The organism is Marivivens donghaensis (genome assembly GCF_011806565.1).
GTDB classification, from domain to species: domain Bacteria; phylum Pseudomonadota; class Alphaproteobacteria; order Rhodobacterales; family Rhodobacteraceae; genus Marivivens; species Marivivens donghaensis_A.
On sequence record NZ_JAATOP010000003.1, the window covers coordinates 140,359 to 162,732 of the forward strand.

A 22,374-nucleotide genomic window follows, 5' to 3' on the forward strand; every position below is an offset into this window, starting at 1 on the left:
TTCCCTGAAATCTTAGTCGAGGACGTAACCGTAGGAGCCCGAGAAGTCCTGCCGGGCCACTTCGCCTGCCGCGCCGCTGGTCGGTGTATTGCCGGTGACCTGACCGTTCAGGAACAGCTGGCGTTCGGTCGGCAGTGTCACGCGGTCGGTCGGCATCGCCAGCGCTTCGCCGCGGGTGGGCGTTACGAGGTGCGGGGTCACGATTATCACGAGTTCGGTCTGCGCGCGCTCATATTCGGCACTGCGGAACAGCGCGCCGAGCACAGGAATATCGCCCAGCCACGGCACCTGACTGTTCAGATCGCGGAAATCGTCCGACAGAAGGCCTGCAATGGCAAAGCTCTCGCCGTCGCGCATTTCCACGGTAGTCGAGGTTTCGCGCTTGCGGAACGCATCAATGGTGAAGCCGCCGCTGGTGAAGCCGTTGGTGGAGTCAATGGACGACACAGAAGCTTCGAGTTCGAGGTTGATGATGTCGCCATCGACCACGCGCGGGATAAAGTTAAGTTCGACACCAAACGGCTTGTATTCAACCGTCACGCCGCCGTTGTCCTGGCTCACCGGAACCGGATATTCGCCGCCCGCGAGGAAGCGGGCTTCCTGACCGGAAAGAGCCGTGAGGTTCGGTTCGGCCAGCGTACGAACGACGCCGCGCTGTTCCAGCGCTTCGAGCAGCAGTCCGACTTCGAGGCCGCCAGCGTTAAAGCCGAACAGCATCGCGCCGCTGCTGGTGCCGTTGCCGGCATATTCCGCGCCAAGTGCGCTCGAAACGGCGCTCGCGCTATTCAGGCTGCCGTTGCCGCCCAGAAGGCCGAGGTTGCCGTTTAGGGTCGTGCCTTGCACGCCAATTGACGACGAGAGCGATTTGGATACAGAGCGCTGCATTTCAGCAAAGCGCACGCGCAGCATCACCTGCTGGGTGCCGCCGACGCTCATGAGGTTCGAAACACGTTCGGGCGCATAACGCTGTGCGAGTTCCAGCGCACGGTCGAGGCGCGCAGCCGAAGACACGGTGCCGGACAGAACGATACCGTCGTTGGCGGTACGCACTTCGATCGGCTCGCCCGGCAGGATCTGCTGAAGGCGTTCCTTGAATTCGGCGATGTCGGGAGTGACTTGCACTTCGACGTTGGTGATCAGGCGACCATCGGCGCCGAGCAGCGTCAACGTGGTGCGGCCGGGCTCTTTGCCCAGAACATAGATCGTGCGATCCGACAGAGACGAGATGTCTGCAATGCCGGGGTTGGCGATCGAAAGTTCAGTGAATGACGTGTCGCTTTCCACGACCACAGCGCGGTTCATCGGAACCTGAAGTGCAGTGGAAGGGGAGCCGCGCATCACACGCAGGGTTTCTGCCATGCCCGTGGACGGGATGGAGGAAATCGCGATTGCGGCACCTATGAAGGCGGCCGCTAGCATACCTTTGCGTATCATTGTGCTCCTGCCTCTTCGATCACGCACAATAACGGGTCTATCGCCCGTTTTGACATTACAGTGCGCGGAATTCGTATTCTTTGCAATAATCAATGCATTGTCGCGCATAACTTGTGTGGATAACTGGCAATAAATCAACGCAGCCGAGTTCTCGGCTGCGTTGATAGCACGTTAGTTCGTACAAGGAATAGGTACTTCGACGACATCCGAGCCACGGCGCTGGCGGATGGTGCAGACCTTTTCCGCGACGGGTGTAGGTTCGGGCGTTGCCGCGACAGGCTCGGGTTCTGCGACGATGCCGAGCAGGGCGTTCTGATCGATCAGGACCGGATCGTTGCTCGACGGATCGTTCAGACCGTTCAGCGACAGCATCAGATCGCCGGTCGACTGGGCCTGAGCAAGCGACGCGATGCGCTGCGGAGTGCCTTCGACAGTGACCGTGCGGGCGACGATGCCTTCGGACAGATTGACGTCCGTGCTCTGGTCGATCGCGATGATCTTGATGCCCGAGATAATGCGCTGGGTAACTTCGCGGGTGCCGTATTGGCTTTGCGAGGTCGCCATCTGGCCGGTCCAGTATACGTCGACGAAGTTGCCGGGACGCAGAAGGCCGGAGACGCCAGAGGCGACGTCGACCTTGATCGCAAAGGCGCTCATGCCCGGCGAGAGGATCGATGCGATTCCTGCGTCTCCGCCCGGTTCCGTCACCCGGCTGGCGAGCAGCGGCTCGTTCGCAACCATCTGGCGCAACGCAACGCGGGTGCCGTCCTCGCCCTCGGGAAATACGTCTTCCATCGTGAGGAACAGGCCCTCCGGCTGGTTGGGTTCCGCGTAGGCGATGGTGTGGAGTTTCTCCGCCGTCAGCTCATCGCCGTAAGCGATGTCTTCTTTTGCGGCGATTACCGTGATCGTGGGGATGGCGGCGGCGGCGGCCTGGCGATCTGCCATCTGCTGCACTTCCTGCGCATCCATGAATAGTTTGACTTGATAGGCTGCGAAGCCTGCCAGTGCGACACCGATGACGAGCACCAGTCCGAATACTGCACGCATTATCTTGCCCCCGATAAAAGTGTGAGTTTTCTGTTCATTGTTTCCAAGGTGGACATCAATTGCGGCATTTTGCTGGCCTCTGCTCGTTCATGCTAAGGCGTACGCGTTGATATTCCGTTACCCTTAAAAACAAATGGCCGCCTGGGTAGGCAGCCATGAGTTTGTGACGGTGGCCCGTGTTATCAGCCGCCCGAAGACGGGCTGATAGCAGATGCGGTCCCCATGTCGGCAACGATGCCGGTTTTCAGGGTGGCCGACGACGAGCTGACCGAGGTGACGAGGGTGACCGCGATACCGACCATGGCGGCGGTCAGGACAACCCAGTCGACGGTCACGGCACCGCCTTCGTCGCTGCGGAAGTTTTTGATGAAGTTCAGCAATTATGATTTGCCTCAACAGAAACTTCTCGGCGCGTTAGCTGCCGGAAGCGTCGACGGTCGAAGCGGTGGTCATGTCTGCGGTCAGGCCGGTCTTCAAGGTGCCAGCCGAGGTGTTGACCGACGAGATGATGGCGATTGCGATGCCAACCATAGCGGCGGTCAGAACAACCCAGTCAACGGTCACAGCACCGTCTTCGTCGCGGCGGAAGTTTTTGATGTAGTTCAGCATTTCTTTATCCTATCCAATCTAAGTGGGTTTGGCGTTCAGCCAGAATTACGAGCCGGAAGCGTCGACGGTCGAAGCGGTGGTCATGTCGGCAACCAGGCCGGTCTTCATGGTGCCAGCCGAGGTGTTGACCGAGGAGATGATGGCGATTGCGATGCCGACCATAGCGGCGGTCAGGACAACCCAGTCAACAGTCACAGCACCGTCTTCGTCGCGGCGGAAGTTATTGATAAAGTTAATCATTTCAGTCCCTCCTAGGGGTATTTGGATCACTCTGTTAGGTCCTTGCGGCGTTTCCCTGTCCGGCCTCTCAATCGTCCAGTTCCGCTTTGGATGAGGACATATAGCCGTCGGATTCGGGCGAGACTTTGACGGGACTCGTGCAATTTTGGTTCGACCGGATAAATTGCGGAATTCGGCATTAAACGTCTGATGCTTAAGGATAAAAAATTAACAGACCCTATACGAATGGGAGATTAATGCGGCGAAGCGGGGCACAAAATGGCTGTTTCGACCGAATTGTTTACCTATTGAGGGAGGCAAAACCTGTATTTGGCGTTAATAATGGAGCCTAAAGAGCAGGTAAGAATCCGATGTGGCGGCAATTTTTCTCGATTCTGGGAATCACGGTTCTGATTCCGGGGGCGATTCCGGCGCAGGAAAGCCGTTTGCAGTCCGATTTTACCTTTAAAAGAATCACGGTTCCTCAAGCGGGCAGTACAAATCGCATCAATGTGCAGATTGCGCCGCGTGGTCCGGCAGAGCCGTATGCGCCTTCCGAGGCGGGAACGACGACCGGAACAGGCCCTGTGGCGGGCGCAACGCCGCGCGCAAGTGAGCTCGACTGGTTCTGGGAGATGATCCCGCCCGAAACCGCAGCCTCGCAGCCCGGACGGCTGATCCTCGCCCTAGAGGCCATGCGTAAGGCACCCGAAGGTAAAGGCGTGCGCGAGCCGCGTCTGGATGCGCTCCAGAAGATCGCCAGCACCTACGGCACCGAAATCCTGCGGCAGACCGTCGGCACGCGCGTGTCGCCCGCTCTGGTCCTCTCTGTCATCGCGGTAGAGAGCAGCGGCGATCACGAAGCCATCAGCCGTGTGGGTGCCGTGGGCCTCATGCAGCTTATGCCCGAGACCGCAGCGCGGTTCGGTGTGCGCGATAGCCTCGACCCTGCGGATAATATCCGCGGCGGGGTGGCTTACCTAAATTGGCTGATGGAGCGGTTCGAGGATGACCCTGTGCTGTTCCTCGCGGCTTATAACGCAGGGGCGGGGTCGATCCGTGATGCCGGCGGCGTGCCGGACTATGCGGAAACCCGCGCCTATGTCCCCAAGGTGCTTGCAGCGTGGAACGTGGCGCGGGCCCTATGCGTGACGCCGCCCGAACTGATGTCGGACGGGTGCGTGTTCAGCGTCAGATAATGGTTGCTTCGGTCGCGGCGCGGATATCGTCCTCGCTCACGCCGTCAGCGCATTCGACGATCTTCAGACCACCTTCGACGACATCGAGCACACCGAGGTTGGTGATGATGCGGTCGACAACGGCCTGACCGGTCAGCGGCAGGGTGCAGGCCTTCAGAACCTTGGACTCGCCGTGCTTGTTGGTGTGGTCCATGACGACGACGACGCGGCCTACACCGGCAACGAGGTCCATCGCGCCGCCCATGCCTTTGACCAGCTTGCCCGGAATCATCCAGTTGGCGAGGTCGCCGTTCTCGGCCACTTCCATCGCGCCGAGGATCGCCATCGCGATTTTGCCGCCACGGATCATGCCGAAGGACGTCGCGCTATCGAAATAGGCGGTGTGCGGCAGTTCGGTGATGGTCTGCTTGCCTGCGTTGATCAGGTCGGCGTCCTCTTCACCCTCATAGGGGAAGGGGCCCATGCCGAGCATACCGTTTTCCGACTGGAGCGTGACGGTCACGCCCTCGGGAATGTAGTTGGCCACCAGCGTCGGAATACCGATGCCGAGGTTCACATACCAACCGTCTTGCAGTTCCTGAGCCGCGCGCGCGGCCATCTGGTTACGATCCCAAGGCATTAGACTTCCTCCCCAGCGGCAGCACCGTTTTCTGCACGGGCGCGGGTGGTGCGCTGTTCGATACGCTTCTCGTGGTGGCCTTCGATGATGCGGTGCACATAGATGCCGGGCAGGTGAATGGTGTCGGGGTCCAGCGAGCCGGCTTCGACGATCTCTTCGACCTCGGCCACGCAGACCTTGCCGCACATACCTGCGGGCACGTTGAAGTTACGCGCGGTCTTGCGGAAGATCAGGTTGCCGGTGGTGTCGGCCTTCCATGCCTTGATGATCGACAGATCGGCAAAGATGCCTTCTTCGAGGATATAGGTCTCGCCGTTAAATTCTTTGTGCTCTTTGCCCTCGGCGATCACGGTGCCCACACCGGTCTTGGTGTAGAAACCCGGAATGCCGCAGCCGCCCGAGCGCATACGCTCGGCGAGCGTGCCTTGCGGGTTGAATTCGAGCTCCAGCTCGCCCGACAGGTACTGGCGCATGAATTCGGCGTTTTCGCCCACGTAGGACGAGATCATTTTCTTGACCTGACGCGTTTGCAGCAAAATGCCGATGCCGAAGTCATCGACGCCCGCGTTGTTCGACGCGAAGGTCAGCTCTTTGGTGCCTGCTTCCTTGATGGCTTCGAGCAGAAGTTCCGGAATGCCGCAAAGCCCGAATCCCCCTGCCGCGATTTGCATGCCGTCAAACAGCAGTCCGTCCAGCGCCTCCTGCGCCGAGCCGTATACTTTTTTCATCGTGGTCCCCCTTGGGTGCGTACGCGCATAGTTGTCACCCCGCGCTGCGAAGCTGTCAATCGCTGCACAGCAGCATTTGCGATGTTATCGCTATTACGCGCGCCGCATAAGCAAACGCCCCGCTGGTTGGCGGGGCGCTGTAAGGAGCTTATTCGTCGTCGGCCTTTTTGGCCGTCGTCGTTTTTTTCGCGGCGGGTTTCTTGGCCGCAGGCTTCTTCGCGGTCGTTTTCTTGGCCGCGGGCTTCTTGGCAGTCTTCTTCTTGCCCTTCGCGCCCGCTTTGGCGTTGACCAGTTCGATGGCTGCCTCGACCGTCAGGCTGTCGGGATCGGTGTCCTTGGGGATCGTTGCGTTAACCTTCTCCCACTTCACATAGGGGCCATAGCGGCCTTCCATGATCGACATCTTGCCACCATCGGGGTGATCGCCAAGCTCCTTGAGCGCCTTGGCCGTCGCACGACCACCGCGACCGGCGGCTTTCTGGGCGAGCACTTCGACAGCACGGTTCATGCCGATCTCGAACACCTCGTCGACGTCCTTGATGTTGGCGTAGACGGTGCCGTGCTTCACGAACGGACCAAAGCGGCCAATACCGGCTTCGATCATCACGCCGTCTTCGGGGTGCGGACCCACTTCGCGCGGCAGGTTCAGCAGCATCAGCGCCTTCTCGAGGTCGATCGCCTCGGGCGACCAGCCTTTGGGCAGGCTCGAACGCGGCGGCTTCGGGTTTTCCTCGGTAGCGTCGCCGCGCTGGACGTAGGGGCCAAAGCGACCGTCACGCAGAGTGATCTTGTCCTCGCCGTCGTAGCCGAGCAGCTTGCCGTCCGGACCGATGCCGGAATCTTCGGTTCCCGGAGGGCCGAAGGGACGGGTAAAGCGGCACTCGGGGTAGTTCGAGCATCCGATGAACGCACCGCCCGAACGGGCCGTACGCATCGAAAGGCGACCGTTGCCGCAGTTCGGACAAGCACGCGGATCGCTTCCGTCTTCCGTCGGCGGGAAGAGGTGCGGCTCCAGCACTTCGTTGATCTTGTCGAGAACCTCGGTGATGCGCAGTTCGGACGTTTCCGCGACCGCAGCCGAGAAATCGCGCCAGAACGCGGCCAGAAGTTCCTTGTAGTCCGCTTCGCCAGCCGACACCTCGTCCAGCTCGTTTTCGAGGCTGGCCGTGAAGTCGTACTCCACATAGCGGTGGAAGTAGTTCGACAGGAAAGCCGTCACGAGGCGGCCTTTGTCCTGCGGGATCAGGCGGTTTTTGTCTTTCTTGACGTAATCGCGGTCCTGAATGGTCGTCACGATCGACGCGTAGGTCGACGGGCGGCCAATCCCGAGCTCTTCCATGCGCTTGACCAGCGTCGCTTCGGTGTAGCGGGGCGGCGGCTGGGTGAAGTGCTGTTCGGGAGTGATGTCTTTCTTGTCGGTCTTGTCGCCGACGTGTAGCACCGGCAGGCGCTTGTCGTCGTCATCCACAACCGTATCGTCGCGGCCTTCTTCGTAGATCGCGATGAAACCTTCGAACAGAACGACCTGACCGGTGGCGCGCAGCACAACCTCGCCGTCATCGGATTTGATGTCGACGGTGGTGCGCTCCATCTTCGCGGCAGCCATCTGGCTGGCGAGGGTGCGCTTGTAGATCAGGTCATAAAGCTTGCGCTGGTCGGCATCCGCGATGCGGGCCTTTTCCGTCGACACGAACATATCGGTCGGGCGGATACATTCGTGGGCTTCCTGCGCGTTCTTGGCCTTGTTCTTGTACATCCGCGGGCTGCTCGGCAGGTATTCCTCGCCGAACTTGTCCTTGATCGCATCGCGGGCGGACATGACGGCTTCAGGTGCCATGTCGATACCGTCGGTACGCATGTAGGTGATGAGGCCTGCTTCATAGAGACGCTGCGCCGCGCTCATTGTCTGGCGGGCGCCCATGCCGAATTTGCGGCTGGCTTCCTGCTGGAGCGTTGAGGTCATGAACGGCGGGGCAGGGTTGCGGCTGGCGGGCTTCGCTTCGACCGAGGCGACCTTGAGGTCACGCTTGCTGACGGCGGATGCGGCCAGCTCGGCCTGCGTTGCATTGCCGAGGTCGAAACGGTCCAGCTTGCTGCCTGCGAAATGGGTCAGGCGGGCTTCGAACTGCTGACCGCGCGGGGTCTCCAGCAGGGCCTTGATGGTCCAGTATTCCTGCGGCTTGAACGCTTCGATCTCCATCTCGCGCTCGACGATGAGGCGAAGGCAGACCGACTGAACGCGGCCGGCGGATTTCGCACCCGGCAGCTTGCGCCACAAAACCGGCGAAAGGTTGAAGCCCACAAGGTAGTCGAGCGCGCGGCGGGCCAGATAGGCTTCGACCAGCGGGGTGTCGACCTGACGCGGCGATTGCATGGCCTCGGTGACGGCGTTCTTGGTGATCGCGTTGAAGGTCACGCGGCTGACCTTCGTGTCCTTCTTGATCGCGCGGCGCTTCGTGAGCGCCTCTTGCAGGTGCCAGCTGATGGCTTCGCCTTCGCGATCAGGGTCAGTTGCGAGAATGAGTTCGGGGTCGTCTTTGAGCGCATCGGCGATGGCCTTGACGTGCTTGCGGCTGTCCGCAGCGATCTCCCAGGTCATTTCGAATTCGTTGTCGGGATCGACCGAGCCGTCCTTCGGAGGCAGGTCGCGGACGTGTCCGAACGAGGCCAGAACGGTGTAATCCGAGCCCAGATATTTGTTGATTGTCTTGGCTTTGGCCGGGGATTCGACAACAACAACTGGCATGAAAACTCCTTGGACATGCGACGGCTCTATGGCCGCGGAACATGTGTGCGGTGTGGGGTGATTGTCAATGCGCCTTTCCGAGGAACCGGAAAACCGGACCTGATTTAGGGGCTTGGTGTCACATCGACAAGCACACCAGACCGCCCGGCTGGCGCAAAATCCGCCCGTCGAGTTCGAGGTCCATCAGCGCAGGAGCAACCCGTCCGGCCGTCACGCCAAGGTCGCGGATCAGCTGGTCTTCGGCCACGGGAGAGGGGCCGAGGCGGGAGAGGATTTCTGAATGAAGCGCCGCGATATTCCGCACAGGCTGGGGAGCGGGCGCGGTCTCGGCCAATTTCGGCGGTTCGATTTCTCCGAGGATCGCGAGGATATCGTCGGTCGATCTGACCAGTGCTGCGCCGTCGCGGATGAGTGCATTGCAGCCGCCCGCACGCCCGTCGAACGGATGCCCCGGCACGGCCATCACGTCGCGGCCTTGTGACAGCGCGGTATCGGCTGTGATCAGGCTGCCGGACTTCACCGCCGCTTCGATCACGATCACAGCGCGGGCCATGCCGGAGATGATGCGGTTGCGCGCAGGGAAGTGTCGCGCTTGCGGCTGGAGGCCCATCGGTTGCTCCGACAGACGCAGCCCTTTGGCGCCGACATCATGGAACAGATCGGTGTTTTCGCGCGGATAGATCACGTCCACTCCGCCGCCCAGCACGCCAATCGTGCCGGTCGCGATCGAAGCGCCATGCACCACAGCATCAATCCCGCGAGCGAGGCCAGAAACGGTGACATAGCCCGCTTCCCCCAGCTCCCCCGCGAATTTGCGGGCAGTGCGCGTGCCTAACGATGAAGCGTTGCGCGCGCCGACCAACGCAACAATCGGACGCTGTAATATAGATGTGTCGCCAACCGCCCAGAGAAGCGGTGGCGCATCGGCCACGTCGTCGAGCGCTATAGGATATTCAGGCGTACCGCGTACTAACAGACGCGCCTTTGCCGCGCGGGCGGCTTTCAGCTCTGCGTGGATGACGCCATTGGGGCAAACCTCGTAGCCACGCACGCCAGCGGTCGCGGCGATTTCGGGCAGAGCCTCAAGAGCGGCCTGCGGCGTTCGGTATTCTTCGAGCAAGCGGTAATAGGTCGACACGCCCACGCGGCGCGAGCGCAACAAACGGAGCGCGGCGATCCTGTCGTCTTCCGAGGTGGGTGGGAGTGTGGGGGGAGTGGAAGAAAATAACTCTCCGGTCATCCTGCGATCCGTTTGTTGCAGGACGGGTTTACCGCCGGACTGGTTAACCGGCGGTAAACGGTATTCGTAAAATCAGGCCGAGCCGCCGACGGTCAGGCCGCCGATCAGCAGGGTCGGCTGGCCGACGCCAACTGGCACCCACTGGCCCGCCTTGCCGCAGTTTCCAACGCCCGGATCAAGCGCCATGTCGTTGCCGATCGCGCGGATCTTGCCCATCGCGCTGGGGCCGTCGCCGATCAGTGTCGCGCCTTTGACGGGTGCACCGACGACACCGTTTTTCACGCGGTAGGCTTCGGTGCAGGAGAAAACGAACTTGCCGTTGGTGATGTCGACCTGACCGCCGCTGAAGCCCACGGCGTAGATGCCGTCAGCGAGATCCGCGAGGATGTCTTTGGGGTCGGCATTGCCGCTGGTCATATAGGTGTTGGTCATGCGCGGCATCGGCAGGTGGGCGTAGCTTTCGCGGCGACCGTTGCCGGTGGACTGCACGCCCATAAGGCGGGCGTTCTGGCGGTCCTGCATGTAGCCGACGAGGATGCCGTCCTCGATGAGCGTGGTGGCGTTCGACGGGGTGCCTTCGTCATCGACGGTGATCGAACCGCGACGACCGGGGATCGTGCCGTCGTCCAGCACCGTGACGCCCTTGGCCGCGACCTGTTCACCAATGCGGCCCGCGAAAGCGCTGGTGCCTTTGCGGTTGAAGTCGCCCTCAAGACCGTGCCCAACCGCTTCGTGCAGCAGAACGCCGGGCCAGCCGGGGCCGACAACAACGTCCATCACGCCAGCGGGTGCAGACTCGGCTTCGAGGTTCACGAGCGCAATCCGCAGAGCCTCGCGGACGGCGGGCTCCCAGTTGTCGCGGGAGATCACGCCGAGCAGGCTTTCACGCCCGCCGCCGCCGTGGCTGCCCGACTCGCGGCGACCGTTGGCGTCTTCGATGATGACAGAAACGTTCAAACGGCTCATCGGGCGGACATCGGTCACGAGCGTGCCTTCGGGGCGCAGAATGACGACCTCCTGAAGCGACGCACCGAGCGCGGCGGAGACCTGAACCACGCGGCTGTCGAGCTCACGGGCGAAGGTGTCGATCTCGCGCAGCAGGTCGATCTTGGACGGGAAAGTCGCTTCGGAAATCGGGTCGATGTCGCTGTAGAGTTTCTTGTTAGTGGCCTGCGGGGGCAGGGCGATCGTGCCGCCGCCCTCGCCCACGGCAAGGCGGGCTGTCTCCACGGCGCGGCGCAGCGAATGTTCGTCTATATTAGATGAGTGGGCGTAGCCGCAGGTCTCTCCGCGGACCGAACGCAAGCCGAAACCTTCGGAAGAGTCGTAGCTCGCGGTTTTGATATTGCCGTCGTCCAGCACCAGCATTTCCGAGCGGCGACGTTCGAGGAACAGTTCGCCGTCGTCAGCACCCTCTGTGGCCTGATTCAGCAACTGCTGGGCCGAATCCTGATCCAGATAGGTCTCGAAGGGGCGGAAGCGGTCATCCAACATTTATGTTTTTTCTCCTTGCGACATTGATTTAGGTCAAAAAGCGTCCGTTTGCCGCAATTGCAGTTCTTGAGTTGTGACGCAGGATATGTGACATGCATCGGCGGAGACAACGGGATTCCGTCCGCAACCGTTCTCACAGTGTTTTGACGGAATCCGAGCACCGGGGCAAATATCGGGCCCCGACTAAGACAGGGTATGACATGCGACTGACCAATCTCGTCACCAAGCTGATGGCCGCTGCCGGCCTGACCCTCGCCGGCGTAGCTGCCAAGGCACAAGACGTTCTCGCCGATCTGCCGATCGTCGGTGCGCCGCACGACAACGGTATCGGCTTCCAGCCGGCATCGTCCGAGCTGGCCCGCGACCTGCAGTGGCTGGACGGCATGATCCTCTGGATCATCACCGCCATCACGATCTTCGTGGTTGGTCTGCTGCTCTGGGTTATCGTTCGCTACAACAAGCGTGCGAACCCGACCCCGGCTACCTTCACTCACAACTCGCCGCTGGAAATCGCGTGGACCATCGTTCCGATCGTCGTCCTCGTCTTCATCGGTGCGTTCTCGCTTCCGACCCTTTTCAAGCAGCAGGAATTCCCCGAAGGCGATATCGTCATCAAGGTCACCGGCTTCCAGTGGGCTTGGAACTACGAATACGTTGACGAAGACGTATCGTTCGACAGCTACATGGTCGGCCACGGCAACACCCTGACTTCGGAAGACGAAGACGCTGGCGTGATCCCGTTCGTTCGCAGCGCGAACATGGACACCGTCATGGAGCGCTACGGCTACGAAGGTAAGGACTTCCTTCTGGCAACCGACACCTCGGTCGTCGTTCCGGTTGGCAAGACCATCGTCATGCAGGTTACCGGCGCAGACGTCATCCACTCCTGGGCCATGCCGGCCATGGGCGTGAAGCAGGACGCCGTTCCGGGCCGCCTCGCGCAGCTGTGGTTTGCACCCGAGCAGGAAGGCATCTACTTCGGCCAGTGTTCGGAACTGTGCGGCAAGGACCACGCCTTCATGCCGATCACCCTTAAAGTGGTTAGCGAAGAAGAATACGCAGCGTGGCTCGACCGCGTGAAGAACGACGGCGACTACGTCGCTTGGTAATCGTCTCTTCCCTCAAGCATCTGGGGCGGGACACGCATCCGCCCCATACTCGATAAGGAAAAGCAATGACTGACGTCAGCATGCAGGATACGGCTACACGCGAAGCAGGTATGGGTGATTACTTCGCCCTTCTGAAGCCGCGCGTGATGTCGCTGGTCGTGTTCACTGCGCTCGTCGGTCTTGTGACCGCTCCGGGTCATGTCCATCCCTTCATCGCGTTCGTCAGCATCCTCTGCATCGCCGTCGGCGGCGGTGCATCGGGCGCGCTGAACATGTGGTGGGATGCCGACATCGACCGCATCATGAAGCGCACCTCGAACCGTCCGATCCCGTCGGGCCGCGTCCAGCCCGAAGAGGCGCTGGCGATCGGTCTGGCCCTGTCCGGTTTCTCGGTTATCCTGCTCGGCCTCGCGACGAATTTCCTCGCTGCCGCGCTGCTCGCTTTCACGATTTTCTTCTACGCTGTCGTTTACTCGATGTGGCTGAAGCGCTCGACGCCGCAGAACATCGTGATCGGCGGTCTGTCCGGCGCACTGCCTCCGATGATCGGTTGGGCCTGCGTGACCGGCACTGTCAGCATTGAATCGGTTCTGATGACCGCGCTGATCTTCATGTGGACCCCGCCGCACTTCTGGTCGCTGGCGATCTTCGTGAAGTCCGACTACGGCCGCGCCGGTGTGCCGATGCTCACCGAAACGCATGGCCGCCGCGTCACCCGTAACCACATCATGGGTTACATGGTCGCGCTGGTGCCGGTTTCGCTCGCGATCTGTTTCACCCAGATCGGTGGTCCGGTCTACGCTGTGACGGCTGTCGTCCTGAACCTGTGGTTCCTCCAGGCGTGCTACAAAGTATGGCGCCGCGATGAGGAGCAGGCGGAGGCCGACAACTTCGCCGCCGAGAAGCGCGCCTTCAAAGTGTCGCTCGCCTATCTCTTCCTGCACTTCGCTGCGCTGATGATCGACGCGACGCTGCAATCCGCAGGACTGTGGGGATAAGCCATGATCAAAGTCGAACACGAACTCCACCAGCGCCGCAAAGGCCGTAACTACGGCGTCCTGATCCTTCTGCTGGCGTTTGCCGCGATGGTTCTGGGCCTCACCGTGGTCAAGGTCCAGCAGCTTGGCGATGCGCGCCAGTTCGAGTCGAATGACCACGTTCTGCGTCCGGCGCTTCTGCCTGATGAAACCGAAGGGGAGGGTACTCAGTGAAGCTTTTTCCTAACCTGCAAGGTCCGCAGCGCACCGTCGTGATGCTGCTCGGCGTCGTCGTCCTGATGGGCGGCCTGTCGTGGGCGTCGGTTCCGTTCTATAGCTGGTTCTGTGCCGTCACCGGTTTCGGCGGCGTAACCAATACTGCCGAAGTAGGCAGCGATGTCGTGCTGGATCGCGAGGTCACGATCCGCTTTGACGCCTCGACCGATCCGGCCATGCCGTGGGATTTCAAGCCCGCGCAGCGCGAGATGACCGTGAAGATCGGCCAGAACGCTCTGGCCTACTACGAGGCGCATAACCCGACCGACCGTCCGATCGGTGGTCAGGCGACCTATAATGTCGTGCCCTACGAGGCCGGCAACTTTTTCGACAAAATCGAATGTTTCTGTTTTACTGAACAGGTGCTTCAGCCTGGTGAAACGGTTATGATGCCTGTCAGCTTCTACGTTGATCCGGCGATGGTTGAGGATCGTGACGCGAAATACGTGAACACGATCACGCTCAGCTACACGTTCTATGAGATGCCGCTGCCTGATGCTCATGCAGCTCTCGAAGTCACGGCGCCTGTCGCCACCGCAAATAACTAAAGACCAGCCGCAGGGAAAACCGAAATGGCTCACGCTAAGAACCACGATTTTCATATCCTTCCGCCGTCGATCTGGCCCTTCATCTCGTCGGTCGGCGCGTTCGTCATGCTGTTCGGCGCTGTCATGTGGATGGCCAACGACATGCCGTACCTCTTCTTCATCGGTCTGATCGCGACCGTCTACGCCGCAGCAGGCTGGTGGGCTGACGTGGTTAAAGAAGGCCAGACCGGCGACCACACTCCGGTTGTTCGCATCGGCCTGCGCTACGGCGTGATCCTGTTCATCATGTCGGAGATCATGTTCTTCGTTGCATGGTTCTGGGCGTTCTTCAAAACCCAGATGTACCCGATGTGGACCTACATGGGCACGAGCTACGAACGTCCAGACATTCTGGCCGTCGACGCGTTCCACCTGCCGCTGATCAACACCCTGATCCTGCTGTGCTCGGGCGCTGCCGTCACCTGGGCCCACCACGCGCTGGTTCACGAGAACAACCGCAAGGACCTCGTCAACGGTCTGACCCTCGGCATCGTCCTCGGTCTGCTGTTCTCGGTTCTTCAGGCTTACGAATACTATGAACTGGTTGCCCACGAAGGCTACACCCTCAGCGGTGACGTGTTCTTCGGCACCTTCTTCATGGCAACCGGCTTCCACGGCTTCCACGTCATCATCGGTACCATCTTCCTCTTCGTCTGCCTCCTGCGCGCGATGAAGGGTCACTTCACGCCGACCCAGCACGTCGGTTTCGAAGCTGCTGCTTGGTACTGGCACTTCGTTGACGTTGTCTGGCTCTTCCTTTTCGCCGCCGTCTACATCTGGGGCATGGCAGGCTAATCATTGCCGGCGGGTCTTGACCCTCCGCTCTGAAAGGACAATGAACCGCGCGGAGCCAACTCCGCGCGGTTTTGCATGAGGAGACCGGATATGAGCCGTCGTTTACTGTTTCTACTGACCCTCGGGATCGGCGGTGTGGTGATCCTGATTTCGCTCGGCATGTGGCAGATGCAGCGGCTCGAAAGGAAGCTCGGCATCATCGAAGAGATGGAATCGCGTCTGGTCGCCGAACCTGTCGCGCTGCCCGAAAATCCCGATCCGGCGGCTGACGATTACAAACCGGTGGAGCTGACCGGCACGCCGACGGGGCAGGAACTGCACGTCCTGTCATCCGGCACCAAGGCGGGCACCGGCTACCGCGTCATCTCGCTCTGGGATGTGGACGGGCGGAATATTATGGTGGACGAGGGGATCCTGTCGCTCGAAGCCAAAGACACCGCGCCTGCATTGAGTGAGCAGCGGATCATCGGCAACCTGATCTGGCCTGACGATGCGGCGGATAGCTCGCCTGCGCCCGATCTGGAAAAGAACATCTGGTTCGCCCGCGATGTGACCCGTATGAGCGACACGCTGGACGCCGAACCGTTGATGGTGGCCCTTCGCGCATCGAGCGCACCGGACCCGCGTGTCATCCCCGTGCCGGTCGATACGGTGAATATCCGCAACAACCACCTCGAATATGTCATCACATGGTTCAGTCTGGCCTTGGTCTGGGCGGTCATGTCCGTTTATTTCTTCATTCGCTCCGGCAAAGAATCCAAGAAGGTTTAACCAATGCGCTATATCTCGACCCGTGGACAGGCCCCCTCGCTGAGCTTTGAAGAAGCCATGATGACCGGCCTTGCCCGTGACGGCGGCCTCTATGTGCCTGAGACCGTCCCGACCATGACGGCGGACGAGATCGCGGCGCTGGCTGGCAAATCGTATGAAGAGATCGCATTCGCGGTGATGAAGCCGTTCATTGCGGACACCTTTACCGACGAAGAATTCCGCGAGCTGATCGCCAAAGCCTACGGCAGCTTCGGTCATATCGCCCGCGCGCCGCTGGTGCAGCTCGCCCCGAACCATTTCCTGCTGGAGCTGTTCCACGGCCCGACGCTGGCGTTCAAAGACTTCGCCATGCAGATCATCGGTCAGATGATGCAGGCCGCCCTCGCACGTTCGGGCAAGCGCATCACCATCGTCGGTGCGACCTCGGGCGACACGGGCTCGGCAGCGATCGAAGCGTTCCGCGGCCTCGACAACGTCGATGTCTTCATCATGTACCCGCACGGCCGCGTGTCGGAAGTGCAGCGCCGCCAGATGACCACTTCGGTCGAGGACAACGTCCACGCGCTCGCCGTCGAAGGCGACTTTGACGATTGTCAGAGCAAGCTCAAGGACATGTTCAACGACTTCGATTTCCGCGACGAAGTGCACCTCGCTGGCGTGAACTCGATCAACTGGGGCCGCGTTCTGGCGCAGGTCGTTTACTACTTCTCGTCGGCTGTCAGCGTTGGCGCACCGCACCGCAAAGTGTCCTTCACCGTGCCGACCGGCAACTTCGGCGACATTTTCGCGGGCTTCATCGCAAAGCAGATGGGCCTACCGATCGACCGCCTCGTGATCGCGACCAACCAGAACGACATCCTGCACCGCTGCATGGAATCGAACGACTACGCCAAGAAAGGCGTGAAGCCGTCGATCTCTCCCTCGATGGACATCGAAGTGTCGTCGAACTTCGAACGTGCCCTGTTCTGGGCGCACGACAAGGATGGCGCGGCGGTTTCTTCGCTGATGGACGAGCTGAAAAATTCGGGTTCGTTCCGTATCTCGGATAACGCGATGGCTGCGCTCTGCGAGAACTACGACAGCGGTAAGGCTGACGAAGAAACCACCTCGATCACCATCGCATCGACCCTGACCGAGTCCGGCGAACTGCTCTGCCCGCACTCCGCCGTTGGCGTCCACGTGGGCTATGCGCACCAGCGTCATAACCCCGAAGTGCCGATGATCACCCTCGCCACCGCGCATCCGGCCAAGTTCCCCGATGCCGTTGAAAATGCGTCGGGTATCCGTCCGCCTCTTCCCCCGCGCATGGCCGACCTGTATGAACGTTCGGAACGGGTAACGCAGGTGCCAAACGACCTTGCGGCCCTACAGGCAATCATCCGGGAGCGTCGCGCGCGTTGACTATCCGCACCCACACCCTGAAGAACGGGTTCCGTATCGCAACTGAAACTATGCCGGGGCTGAAGTCGGCCTCGATTGGCGTATGGGTCATGGCGGGCGCTCGCAACGAGCGGATCGAGCAGAACGGTATTGCGCACTTCCTTGAGCACATGGCGTTCAAGGGCACCAAGAAGCGCACTGCGTTGCAAATCGCCGAGGCGATCGAGGATGTAGGCGGCTATATCAACGCCTACACCAGCCGCGAGATGACGGCCTACTATGCCCGCGTGCTCGAAGAGGACGTGCGGCTGGGGCTGGATATCATCGGCGACATCCTCATCAATCCGGTGTTCAACCCGCATGACGTCGACGTCGAACGGTCGGTGATCCTTCAGGAAATCGGTCTGTCCTACGACACGCCCGACGACATCGTGTTCGATTGGCTGCAAGAGGCTGCCTATCCCGATCAGCCGCTGGGCCGCACGATCCTCGGCCCGTCCGAGCGTGTATCGGCGTTCCAGTCGGTCGATCTGTCGGGCTTCATGTCCGAGCAGTACCTGCCAGAGAACATGATCCTCGCCGCCGCCGGTGCCGTCGATCACGACGAGATCGTCGCGCAGGCCGAAGAGATCTTCGGCGATTTGAAACCCAAAGGCTCGCGTCTGGCCTACACGCCCGCTGCATTCAGCGGCGGCGAGCGCCGTGAGTTGAAAGCGCTGGAGCAGGTCCACTTCACGCTGGGCTTCGAAGCGCCGAACTACCTTGATGACGAGATCTACACCGCGCAGATCTATTCGTCGGCGATGGGCGGGGGCATTTCCAGCCGCCTGTTCCAGGAAATCCGCGAGAACCGCGGACTGTGCTATTCGATCTTCGCGCAGATGGGAGCCTATGCCGACACCGGTATGATGACGCTCTATGCGGGGACCTCGGGGGATCAGATCGGCAACCTTGCCGAACTGACCATCGACGAGATGAAGCGCGCCGTCGGCTCGTTGACCGAGACCGAGGTCGCGCGCGCGCGTGCGCAGATGAAGGCGAGCCTGCTGATGGGGCTGGAAAGCCCGTCGAGCCGTGCCGAGCGTCTTGCGCACATGCTGCATTCCAAGAACCGCATTATCGGGCTCGATGAAGTTGTCGAGCATGTCGACAACGTCACGGTCGAAAAGGTCAACGCCTTCGCAGAGCAGATGGCGAGCGAGGCCGCGACCGCGATGGCGATCTACGGTCCGGGCCAGAAGGCTCCGACGCTCGAAGAATTACGCGCGAGGCTCGCTGCCTGATGCTCGCACGCAAGCGGAAAGTCCGGCTCGAAACAGAGCGCCTGACACTCCGCCCGCCGGAGCATGGCGACTGGCGTGGGTGGTCGGAACTGCGCCACCAGAGCCGCGAGTTCCTGACGCCTTGGGAGCCGACCTGGGCTGACGATCACCTGTCGCGCAAGGCCTTCACCAACCGCGTCTACTGGTCCCAGCGGTCCATCGCTAACCAGACGGCGCTGCCGCTGTTCCTGATCCGCCGCGAAGACCAGCAGCTTGTAGGCGCGATCACGCTCGACAATATTCGCCGTGGACCTGCGCAATCGGGCACCACCGGCTATTGGACTGGCGAGAAGTTTGCGCGGATGGGCTATATGCGCGAGGCAATCCTCGCTGTCGTGCACTACGCCTTCGTCGATCTGGACCTGAGCCGGATCGAGGCAGGATGTCTGCCCGAAAACGCGCCGTCGCGCCGTCTGCTGGAAAGCTGCGGGTACAAGTACGAAGGCGTGGCCCAGAGTTATTTGCAGATCAACGGACGTTGGCGGAACCACGTGCTCTACGCCAATTTGCGTGCCGACCGTCGGGGACGCACCGACGTCGGTTAAGGGGGTGCTGCCCCCTCGGCCTTGCGGCCTCACCCCCGGGATATTTGGAGCACAAAGGCAGGAGGCCCCGATGCTGAACGACGCGACCCCTGAATTCATTGCAGGACTGGTGGAGGCACTTGGGCAGGACCTCGTGATTGCCGATAGCGAGAAGTACCTGAAAGAGCCGCGCGGTCGGTGGACGGGTCGCGGAACCGTGCTGGCGCCGCGAAACACCGAGGCCGTTGCTGCTATCGTGAAGGCGTGTTCCGAGGCAGGCGTGGGGATTGTGCCCTATGGCGGCGGCACGGGCGTTGTCGGCGGTCAGGTTTCCGGCGAGGGCGCGGTGCCTGTGGTGCTAAGCCTAGAGCGGATGAACTCCATCCGCGAGGTTTTCCCGACCGAGAACGTGTTGGTCTGTGACGCGGGCTGTATTCTGGCGGACGTGCAGGCGGCTGCGGCGGATGTCGGGCGTCTGTTTCCGCTGTCGCTCGCGTCGGAAGGCACTGCACGGATTGGCGGGCTGCTTGGCACCAATGCGGGCGGGTTGAACGTTCTGCGTTACGGCAATGCACGGGCGCAGGTTCTGGGGCTTGAGGTCGTGACGGCTGCAGGCGAGATCTGGAACGGGCTGACGCGGCTGCGCAAGGACAATACCGGTTATGATCTGCGCGATCTGCTGATCGGCGCGGAAGGGACGCTTGGGATTATCACAGCGGCTGCGCTGAAGCTGGTGCCGCAACCTGTGTCGAACGGGACGGCGGTGATGGTTGTGCCCTCGCCGAAAGCTGCGCTGGATTTGCTCGCGCTCGCGCAGGCGCGGATTGGTGAGGGGATTTCGGGCTTCGAGCTGATGAACCGTCAGGGTCTGCGGTTCATGGAAGAGACTGGCGTTGAATTCGCGAAACCGTTCGAGGAACTGCCCGAGTGGTCGGTGCTGATCGACCTTGGGCTGGCCGAAGGGCAGTCTCCGCAGGATGCACTTGAAGGGCTGTTTGTGGCTGCGATGGAGCAGGGGCTGGTGTCCGATGGTGCCGTGGCCCAAAGCGAGGCGCAGCGCGCGGCCTTCTGGAGCATTCGCGAGAACATTCCCGAGGGCAATCGCCGCATCGGCTCGATTTCGTCGCACGACATCTCGATCCCGTTGTCGCTGATCCCCGATTATATCGCTGAAGCGCCGGGTGTTCTGGCCAAGGTCGGCGATTTCAGCATCAACTGTTTCGGCCACTTGGGCGACGGCAATCTGCATTACAACGTCTTCCCTGCCGAGGGGCGGACGCGTGACGAATACGATCATCTGAAGACCGCCGTGAAAGACACGATCCACGATCTGGTCGCGAAGTACGAAGGCTCGTTCAGCGCAGAGCATGGCGTGGGGCGTTTCAAGGTCGCGGACCTTGAGAAATATGCGGACCCGCAAAAGCTGGCGATGATGAGGGCGATCAAGCAGGCGCTTGACCCGAAGGGCATCATGAACCCTGGTGCGGTGCTGCGGCCCCTTTAGTCGCTGAAACCGGATGCGGCGAGTTCGTTTTCGATCAGCGCGAGCACGTCGCGCGGGGTTCTGACCTCGTGGTCGGCTTGATCCATCGGGTCCAGCGGCGTGCGGTCGTAGCGGTCGTTCCAGTTCAGCCAGATCGTGCCGATGCCGAGCCGCCGCGCGCCGCGAATATCGCGGTGGAGGTTGTTGCCGACCATCAGGATGCCGCTCGCGTCCTCGCGCGGAGGCCGAGTTTGCGCATGGCATCAATGAACATGAGCGGGTGGGGTTTGGTTACTCCGACCGTTTCAGAAATCGCGCGAGCGTCGAAGTGATCGAAGAAACCTAGCGCGCCGTGGACGTTCCGGAAGCTCTGCACCCGACCATCGGCTACGAGCGCCGTTGGCGGCCTCTCAGAGCATCCATGAGGTCGAGCGTGCCGTCGATCGGCTCGGCGCTGAGGACGAGGCCCTCAAGCTGAGCGTCGAAAACTTCTGTCATCTCTTTGATGAGGGTATCGCCACTGTCGAGGAAGACGGCTTTGAGACCTCGCCTGCGGCGGCGGAGATCTTCGCATTGGTCGCGGATGATGTGTGGGATTTCCAGCGCGAGTTCGTCCCAGCTCACAAAGCGGGCCTCATTGAGGGGAGCGGCGAGGGTCAATTTGAACGTTGGTGTAGGGCGGAGCGAGCGAAGGTCTTCGCGAACGAGAAATTGATCGTACGGCGTCACGAAGCTGAGCTGCGCGGCGAACATGTCGTTCATCAAGATGCCTTCGCCCGAAGCACTGGTACTCCTGAGGGCCTTGATGGCGTCAGGCGTTGAGGCAAACATGCGCTTGCTCGGTACGCAGTAGATCACAGGCCGACCGTCGGTCCATTCGGCATCAGGAAGGTCGACAACCCCGCCGCGGGCGCTTGCCGAAACGGAAAGGCCATTGCCGTCCGCATCGACTGCGATCCAGATGTGTTCAAGATTGTAGTTGTGTGGGGTGTTCCCAGCCCCAGCCCACCAGATCGCGAACTCCAGCACGCAGGTGGTGCTGTTCGGCGCTGTGGGAATGTGGGGGCAACTGGGCGACGGCTCCCCGACCGAGAGCCGTGTCACGCCGACAGTATCAGGGGCAAAGGGCTCGCCACTGTCCAACATCAGAACAGGCGCCAGCTTGCGGGCGAGGCGAGCCGTCGCGGCGTCAAGTTCTTCGGGACGGTGCAGGGTGGTCATCAAGTCTCCTCAAGATTTGGCAGCCACCCTGTTTTCCGGATCAGGCGCCTTCGAATTCGCAGATCGTATGTACGTCGATATTCATGCTAGCCAGCGCCTTGCGCCCGCCAAGCTCTGGCAGGTCCACGACGAATGCGCAGGCGACGACTTCTGCGCCAAGGCGTTCGACCAGCTTGATCCCCGCCGCAGCGGTGCCGCCTGTGGCCAAAAGGTCGTCTACGATCAGGACGCGCTCGCCAGCTTTGAGGGCGTCGTCGTGCATCTCGACCGTCGCTTCACCGTATTCCAGCGTGTAGTCCTGCGAGATCACTTTGCCCGGCAATTTGCCCTTTTTGCGAACGGGCACGAACCCCACGGCTAGTTGGTGCGCCACCGCGCCGCCGAGGATGAAGCCACGCGCCTCAAGGCCGATCACCTTGTCGATCTGTACGTCCATGTAGGGATAGACAAGCTGGTCCACGGCCATGCGAAACCCGCGCGGATCGCTGAACAGCGTGGTCACGTCGCGGAACATAATGCCTTCGTGGGGGAAGTCGGGAATGGTGCGGATGTAATCTTTGACGTTTTTCATGGCCAGATCCTTTGGTCCTT

Annotated in this window: 25 protein-coding genes; 11 read left to right on the plus strand and 14 right to left on the minus strand. The window is 61.1% G+C overall.

Features of this window, described 5'->3' with window-relative positions:
• Positions 1-12: 12 nt before the first annotated feature.
• From HCZ30_RS06000 to HCZ30_RS06020, 5 genes are all read right to left on the minus strand, one after another.
• The gene (locus HCZ30_RS06000) at positions 13-1,359 is read right to left on the minus strand and encodes a type II and III secretion system protein family protein (RefSeq protein ID WP_432442757.1); all 1,347 of its coding nucleotides are present in this window, start codon (positions 1,357-1,359) and stop codon (positions 13-15) included.
• Between the two features lie 246 nt (positions 1,360-1,605).
• Complete coding sequence (gene cpaB / locus HCZ30_RS06005) at positions 1,606-2,484, minus strand: Flp pilus assembly protein CpaB (protein WP_167637380.1); 879 nt, start codon at positions 2,482-2,484, stop codon at positions 1,606-1,608.
• 182 nt (positions 2,485-2,666) lie between these two features.
• Positions 2,667-2,864, minus strand: coding sequence for a hypothetical protein (locus HCZ30_RS06010; RefSeq protein WP_167637381.1), 198 nt, complete (start codon positions 2,862-2,864; stop codon positions 2,667-2,669).
• A 34-nt stretch (positions 2,865-2,898) separates the two neighbouring features.
• Complete coding sequence (locus HCZ30_RS06015; RefSeq protein ID WP_167637382.1) at positions 2,899-3,093, minus strand: Flp family type IVb pilin; 195 nt, start codon at positions 3,091-3,093, stop codon at positions 2,899-2,901.
• A 45-nt stretch (positions 3,094-3,138) separates the two neighbouring features.
• Entirely contained in the window at positions 3,139-3,333 is a 195-nt protein-coding gene (locus HCZ30_RS06020; RefSeq protein WP_167637383.1) for a Flp family type IVb pilin, read from the minus strand.
• 491 nt (positions 3,334-3,824) lie between these two features.
• Here HCZ30_RS06020 and HCZ30_RS06025 point away from each other — a divergent pair, with 491 nt between their 5' ends.
• Entirely contained in the window at positions 3,825-4,511 is a 687-nt protein-coding gene (locus HCZ30_RS06025; RefSeq protein WP_348640354.1) for a lytic transglycosylase domain-containing protein, read from the plus strand.
• Here the strand turns inward: HCZ30_RS06025 and HCZ30_RS06030 are convergent.
• From HCZ30_RS06030 to tldD, 5 genes are all read right to left on the minus strand, one after another.
• The gene (locus HCZ30_RS06030; protein ID WP_167637385.1) at positions 4,504-5,130 is read right to left on the minus strand and encodes a 3-oxoacid CoA-transferase subunit B; all 627 of its coding nucleotides are present in this window, start codon (positions 5,128-5,130) and stop codon (positions 4,504-4,506) included. The genes HCZ30_RS06025 and HCZ30_RS06030 overlap by 8 nt on opposite strands.
• Positions 5,130-5,858 (minus strand): CoA transferase subunit A, encoded by a 729-nt coding sequence (locus tag HCZ30_RS06035; protein ID WP_167637386.1) that lies wholly within the window; start codon positions 5,856-5,858, stop codon positions 5,130-5,132. The genes HCZ30_RS06030 and HCZ30_RS06035 overlap by 1 nt, the downstream gene beginning before the upstream one ends.
• Before the next feature lie 148 nt (positions 5,859-6,006).
• Complete coding sequence (gene topA, locus HCZ30_RS06040; protein ID WP_167637387.1) at positions 6,007-8,604, minus strand: type I DNA topoisomerase; 2,598 nt, start codon at positions 8,602-8,604, stop codon at positions 6,007-6,009.
• Between the two features lie 118 nt (positions 8,605-8,722).
• Entirely contained in the window at positions 8,723-9,844 is a 1,122-nt protein-coding gene (gene dprA / locus HCZ30_RS06045; protein ID WP_167637388.1) for a DNA-processing protein DprA, read from the minus strand.
• 72 nt (positions 9,845-9,916) lie between these two features.
• Positions 9,917-11,338 carry a metalloprotease TldD gene (tldD, locus tag HCZ30_RS06050; RefSeq protein WP_167637389.1) on the minus strand — a complete coding sequence of 474 codons (1,422 nt, stop codon included), beginning with the start codon at positions 11,336-11,338 and terminating at the stop codon, positions 9,917-9,919.
• Between the two features lie 200 nt (positions 11,339-11,538).
• Here tldD and coxB point away from each other — a divergent pair, with 200 nt between their 5' ends.
• The 10 genes from coxB to HCZ30_RS06100 all read left to right on the plus strand — a co-directional run bounded on the left by coxB (position 11,539) and on the right by HCZ30_RS06100 (position 20,583).
• Positions 11,539-12,447, plus strand: coding sequence for a cytochrome c oxidase subunit II (gene coxB / locus HCZ30_RS06055; RefSeq protein WP_167637390.1), 909 nt, complete (start codon positions 11,539-11,541; stop codon positions 12,445-12,447).
• A gap of 65 nt (positions 12,448-12,512) precedes the next feature.
• Entirely contained in the window at positions 12,513-13,445 is a 933-nt protein-coding gene (gene cyoE / locus HCZ30_RS06060; RefSeq protein ID WP_167637391.1) for a heme o synthase, read from the plus strand.
• A gap of 3 nt (positions 13,446-13,448) precedes the next feature.
• Positions 13,449-13,658, plus strand: coding sequence for a hypothetical protein (locus HCZ30_RS06065; protein WP_167637392.1), 210 nt, complete (start codon positions 13,449-13,451; stop codon positions 13,656-13,658).
• Positions 13,655-14,248, plus strand: coding sequence for a cytochrome c oxidase assembly protein (locus HCZ30_RS06070; protein WP_167637393.1), 594 nt, complete (start codon positions 13,655-13,657; stop codon positions 14,246-14,248). Before HCZ30_RS06065 ends, HCZ30_RS06070 begins: the two co-directional genes overlap by 4 nt.
• 24 nt (positions 14,249-14,272) lie before the next feature.
• Entirely contained in the window at positions 14,273-15,082 is an 810-nt protein-coding gene (locus tag HCZ30_RS06075; protein WP_167637394.1) for a cytochrome c oxidase subunit 3, read from the plus strand.
• 90 nt (positions 15,083-15,172) lie between these two features.
• Positions 15,173-15,853, plus strand: a complete 681-nt coding sequence (locus HCZ30_RS06080) for an SURF1 family protein (RefSeq protein ID WP_167637395.1) — start codon at positions 15,173-15,175, stop codon at positions 15,851-15,853.
• 3 nt (positions 15,854-15,856) lie between these two features.
• Positions 15,857-17,254 carry a threonine synthase gene (gene thrC, locus HCZ30_RS06085; RefSeq protein WP_167637396.1) on the plus strand — a complete coding sequence of 466 codons (1,398 nt, stop codon included), beginning with the start codon at positions 15,857-15,859 and terminating at the stop codon, positions 17,252-17,254.
• On the plus strand, positions 17,251-18,516 hold the full coding sequence (locus HCZ30_RS06090) for a M16 family metallopeptidase (protein WP_167637397.1): 1,266 nt from the start codon (positions 17,251-17,253) through the stop codon (positions 18,514-18,516). The genes thrC and HCZ30_RS06090 overlap by 4 nt, the downstream gene beginning before the upstream one ends.
• Positions 18,516-19,100, plus strand: coding sequence for a GNAT family N-acetyltransferase (locus HCZ30_RS06095; protein ID WP_167637398.1), 585 nt, complete (start codon positions 18,516-18,518; stop codon positions 19,098-19,100). The genes HCZ30_RS06090 and HCZ30_RS06095 overlap by 1 nt, the downstream gene beginning before the upstream one ends.
• Positions 19,101-19,170: 70 nt before the next feature.
• A complete protein-coding gene (locus HCZ30_RS06100) occupies positions 19,171-20,583 on the plus strand; it encodes an FAD-binding oxidoreductase (protein WP_167637399.1) in 1,413 nt (470 codons plus the stop codon).
• On the opposite strand, the gene HCZ30_RS06105 is transcribed toward HCZ30_RS06100, so the two are convergent.
• Genes HCZ30_RS06105 through HCZ30_RS06120 form a run of 4 tightly spaced genes read right to left on the minus strand, consistent with a single transcriptional unit; the run spans position 20,580 to position 22,354 of the window.
• On the minus strand, positions 20,580-20,777 hold the full coding sequence (locus HCZ30_RS06105) for a hypothetical protein (RefSeq protein ID WP_167637400.1): 198 nt from the start codon (positions 20,775-20,777) through the stop codon (positions 20,580-20,582). The genes HCZ30_RS06100 and HCZ30_RS06105 overlap by 4 nt on opposite strands.
• Entirely contained in the window at positions 20,777-20,938 is a 162-nt protein-coding gene (locus tag HCZ30_RS16870) for a hypothetical protein (protein ID WP_167637401.1), read from the minus strand. Before HCZ30_RS16870 ends, HCZ30_RS06105 begins: the two co-directional genes overlap by 1 nt.
• Before the next feature lie 11 nt (positions 20,939-20,949).
• Positions 20,950-21,783: a hypothetical protein gene (locus HCZ30_RS06115; RefSeq protein WP_167637402.1), complete on the minus strand. Its 834-nt coding sequence runs from the start codon at positions 21,781-21,783 to the stop codon at positions 20,950-20,952.
• 40 nt (positions 21,784-21,823) lie between these two features.
• A complete protein-coding gene (locus tag HCZ30_RS06120; protein WP_167637403.1) occupies positions 21,824-22,354 on the minus strand; it encodes an adenine phosphoribosyltransferase in 531 nt (176 codons plus the stop codon).
• Between the last annotated feature and the right edge of the window lie 20 nt (positions 22,355-22,374).

Excerpts from the sequence above, each read along its gene's own strand:
- HCZ30_RS06115 (WP_167637402.1), bottom strand. The coding sequence starts at position 21,783 with ATGACCACCCTGCACCGTCCCGAAGAACTTGACGCCGCGACGGCTCGC.
- HCZ30_RS06100 (WP_167637399.1), top strand. The coding sequence starts at position 19,171 with ATGCTGAACGACGCGACCCCTGAATTCATTGCAGGACTGGTGGAGGCA.
- HCZ30_RS06015 (WP_167637382.1), bottom strand. The coding sequence starts at position 3,093 with ATGCTGAACTACATCAAAAACTTCCGCCGCGACGAAGACGGTGCTGTG.
- HCZ30_RS06075 (WP_167637394.1), top strand. The coding sequence starts at position 14,273 with ATGGCTCACGCTAAGAACCACGATTTTCATATCCTTCCGCCGTCGATC.
- dprA (WP_167637388.1), bottom strand. The coding sequence starts at position 9,844 with ATGACCGGAGAGTTATTTTCTTCCACTCCCCCCACACTCCCACCCACC.
- topA (WP_167637387.1), bottom strand. The coding sequence starts at position 8,604 with ATGCCAGTTGTTGTTGTCGAATCCCCGGCCAAAGCCAAGACAATCAAC.
- cpaB (WP_167637380.1), bottom strand. The coding sequence starts at position 2,484 with ATGCGTGCAGTATTCGGACTGGTGCTCGTCATCGGTGTCGCACTGGCA.
- HCZ30_RS06065 (WP_167637392.1), top strand. The coding sequence starts at position 13,449 with ATGATCAAAGTCGAACACGAACTCCACCAGCGCCGCAAAGGCCGTAAC.
- HCZ30_RS06035 (WP_167637386.1), bottom strand. The coding sequence starts at position 5,858 with ATGAAAAAAGTATACGGCTCGGCGCAGGAGGCGCTGGACGGACTGCTG.
- cyoE (WP_167637391.1), top strand. The coding sequence starts at position 12,513 with ATGACTGACGTCAGCATGCAGGATACGGCTACACGCGAAGCAGGTATG.
- HCZ30_RS06080 (WP_167637395.1), top strand. The coding sequence starts at position 15,173 with ATGAGCCGTCGTTTACTGTTTCTACTGACCCTCGGGATCGGCGGTGTG.
- thrC (WP_167637396.1), top strand. The coding sequence starts at position 15,857 with ATGCGCTATATCTCGACCCGTGGACAGGCCCCCTCGCTGAGCTTTGAA.
- HCZ30_RS06000 (WP_432442757.1), bottom strand. The coding sequence starts at position 1,359 with ATGGCAGAAACCCTGCGTGTGATGCGCGGCTCCCCTTCCACTGCACTT.
- HCZ30_RS06095 (WP_167637398.1), top strand. The coding sequence starts at position 18,516 with ATGCTCGCACGCAAGCGGAAAGTCCGGCTCGAAACAGAGCGCCTGACA.
- coxB (WP_167637390.1), top strand. The coding sequence starts at position 11,539 with ATGCGACTGACCAATCTCGTCACCAAGCTGATGGCCGCTGCCGGCCTG.
- tldD (WP_167637389.1), bottom strand. The coding sequence starts at position 11,338 with ATGTTGGATGACCGCTTCCGCCCCTTCGAGACCTATCTGGATCAGGAT.
- HCZ30_RS06030 (WP_167637385.1), bottom strand. The coding sequence starts at position 5,130 with ATGCCTTGGGATCGTAACCAGATGGCCGCGCGCGCGGCTCAGGAACTG.
- HCZ30_RS06120 (WP_167637403.1), bottom strand. The coding sequence starts at position 22,354 with ATGAAAAACGTCAAAGATTACATCCGCACCATTCCCGACTTCCCCCAC.
- HCZ30_RS06020 (WP_167637383.1), bottom strand. The coding sequence starts at position 3,333 with ATGATTAACTTTATCAATAACTTCCGCCGCGACGAAGACGGTGCTGTG.
- HCZ30_RS06105 (WP_167637400.1), bottom strand. The coding sequence starts at position 20,777 with ATGGTCGGCAACAACCTCCACCGCGATATTCGCGGCGCGCGGCGGCTC.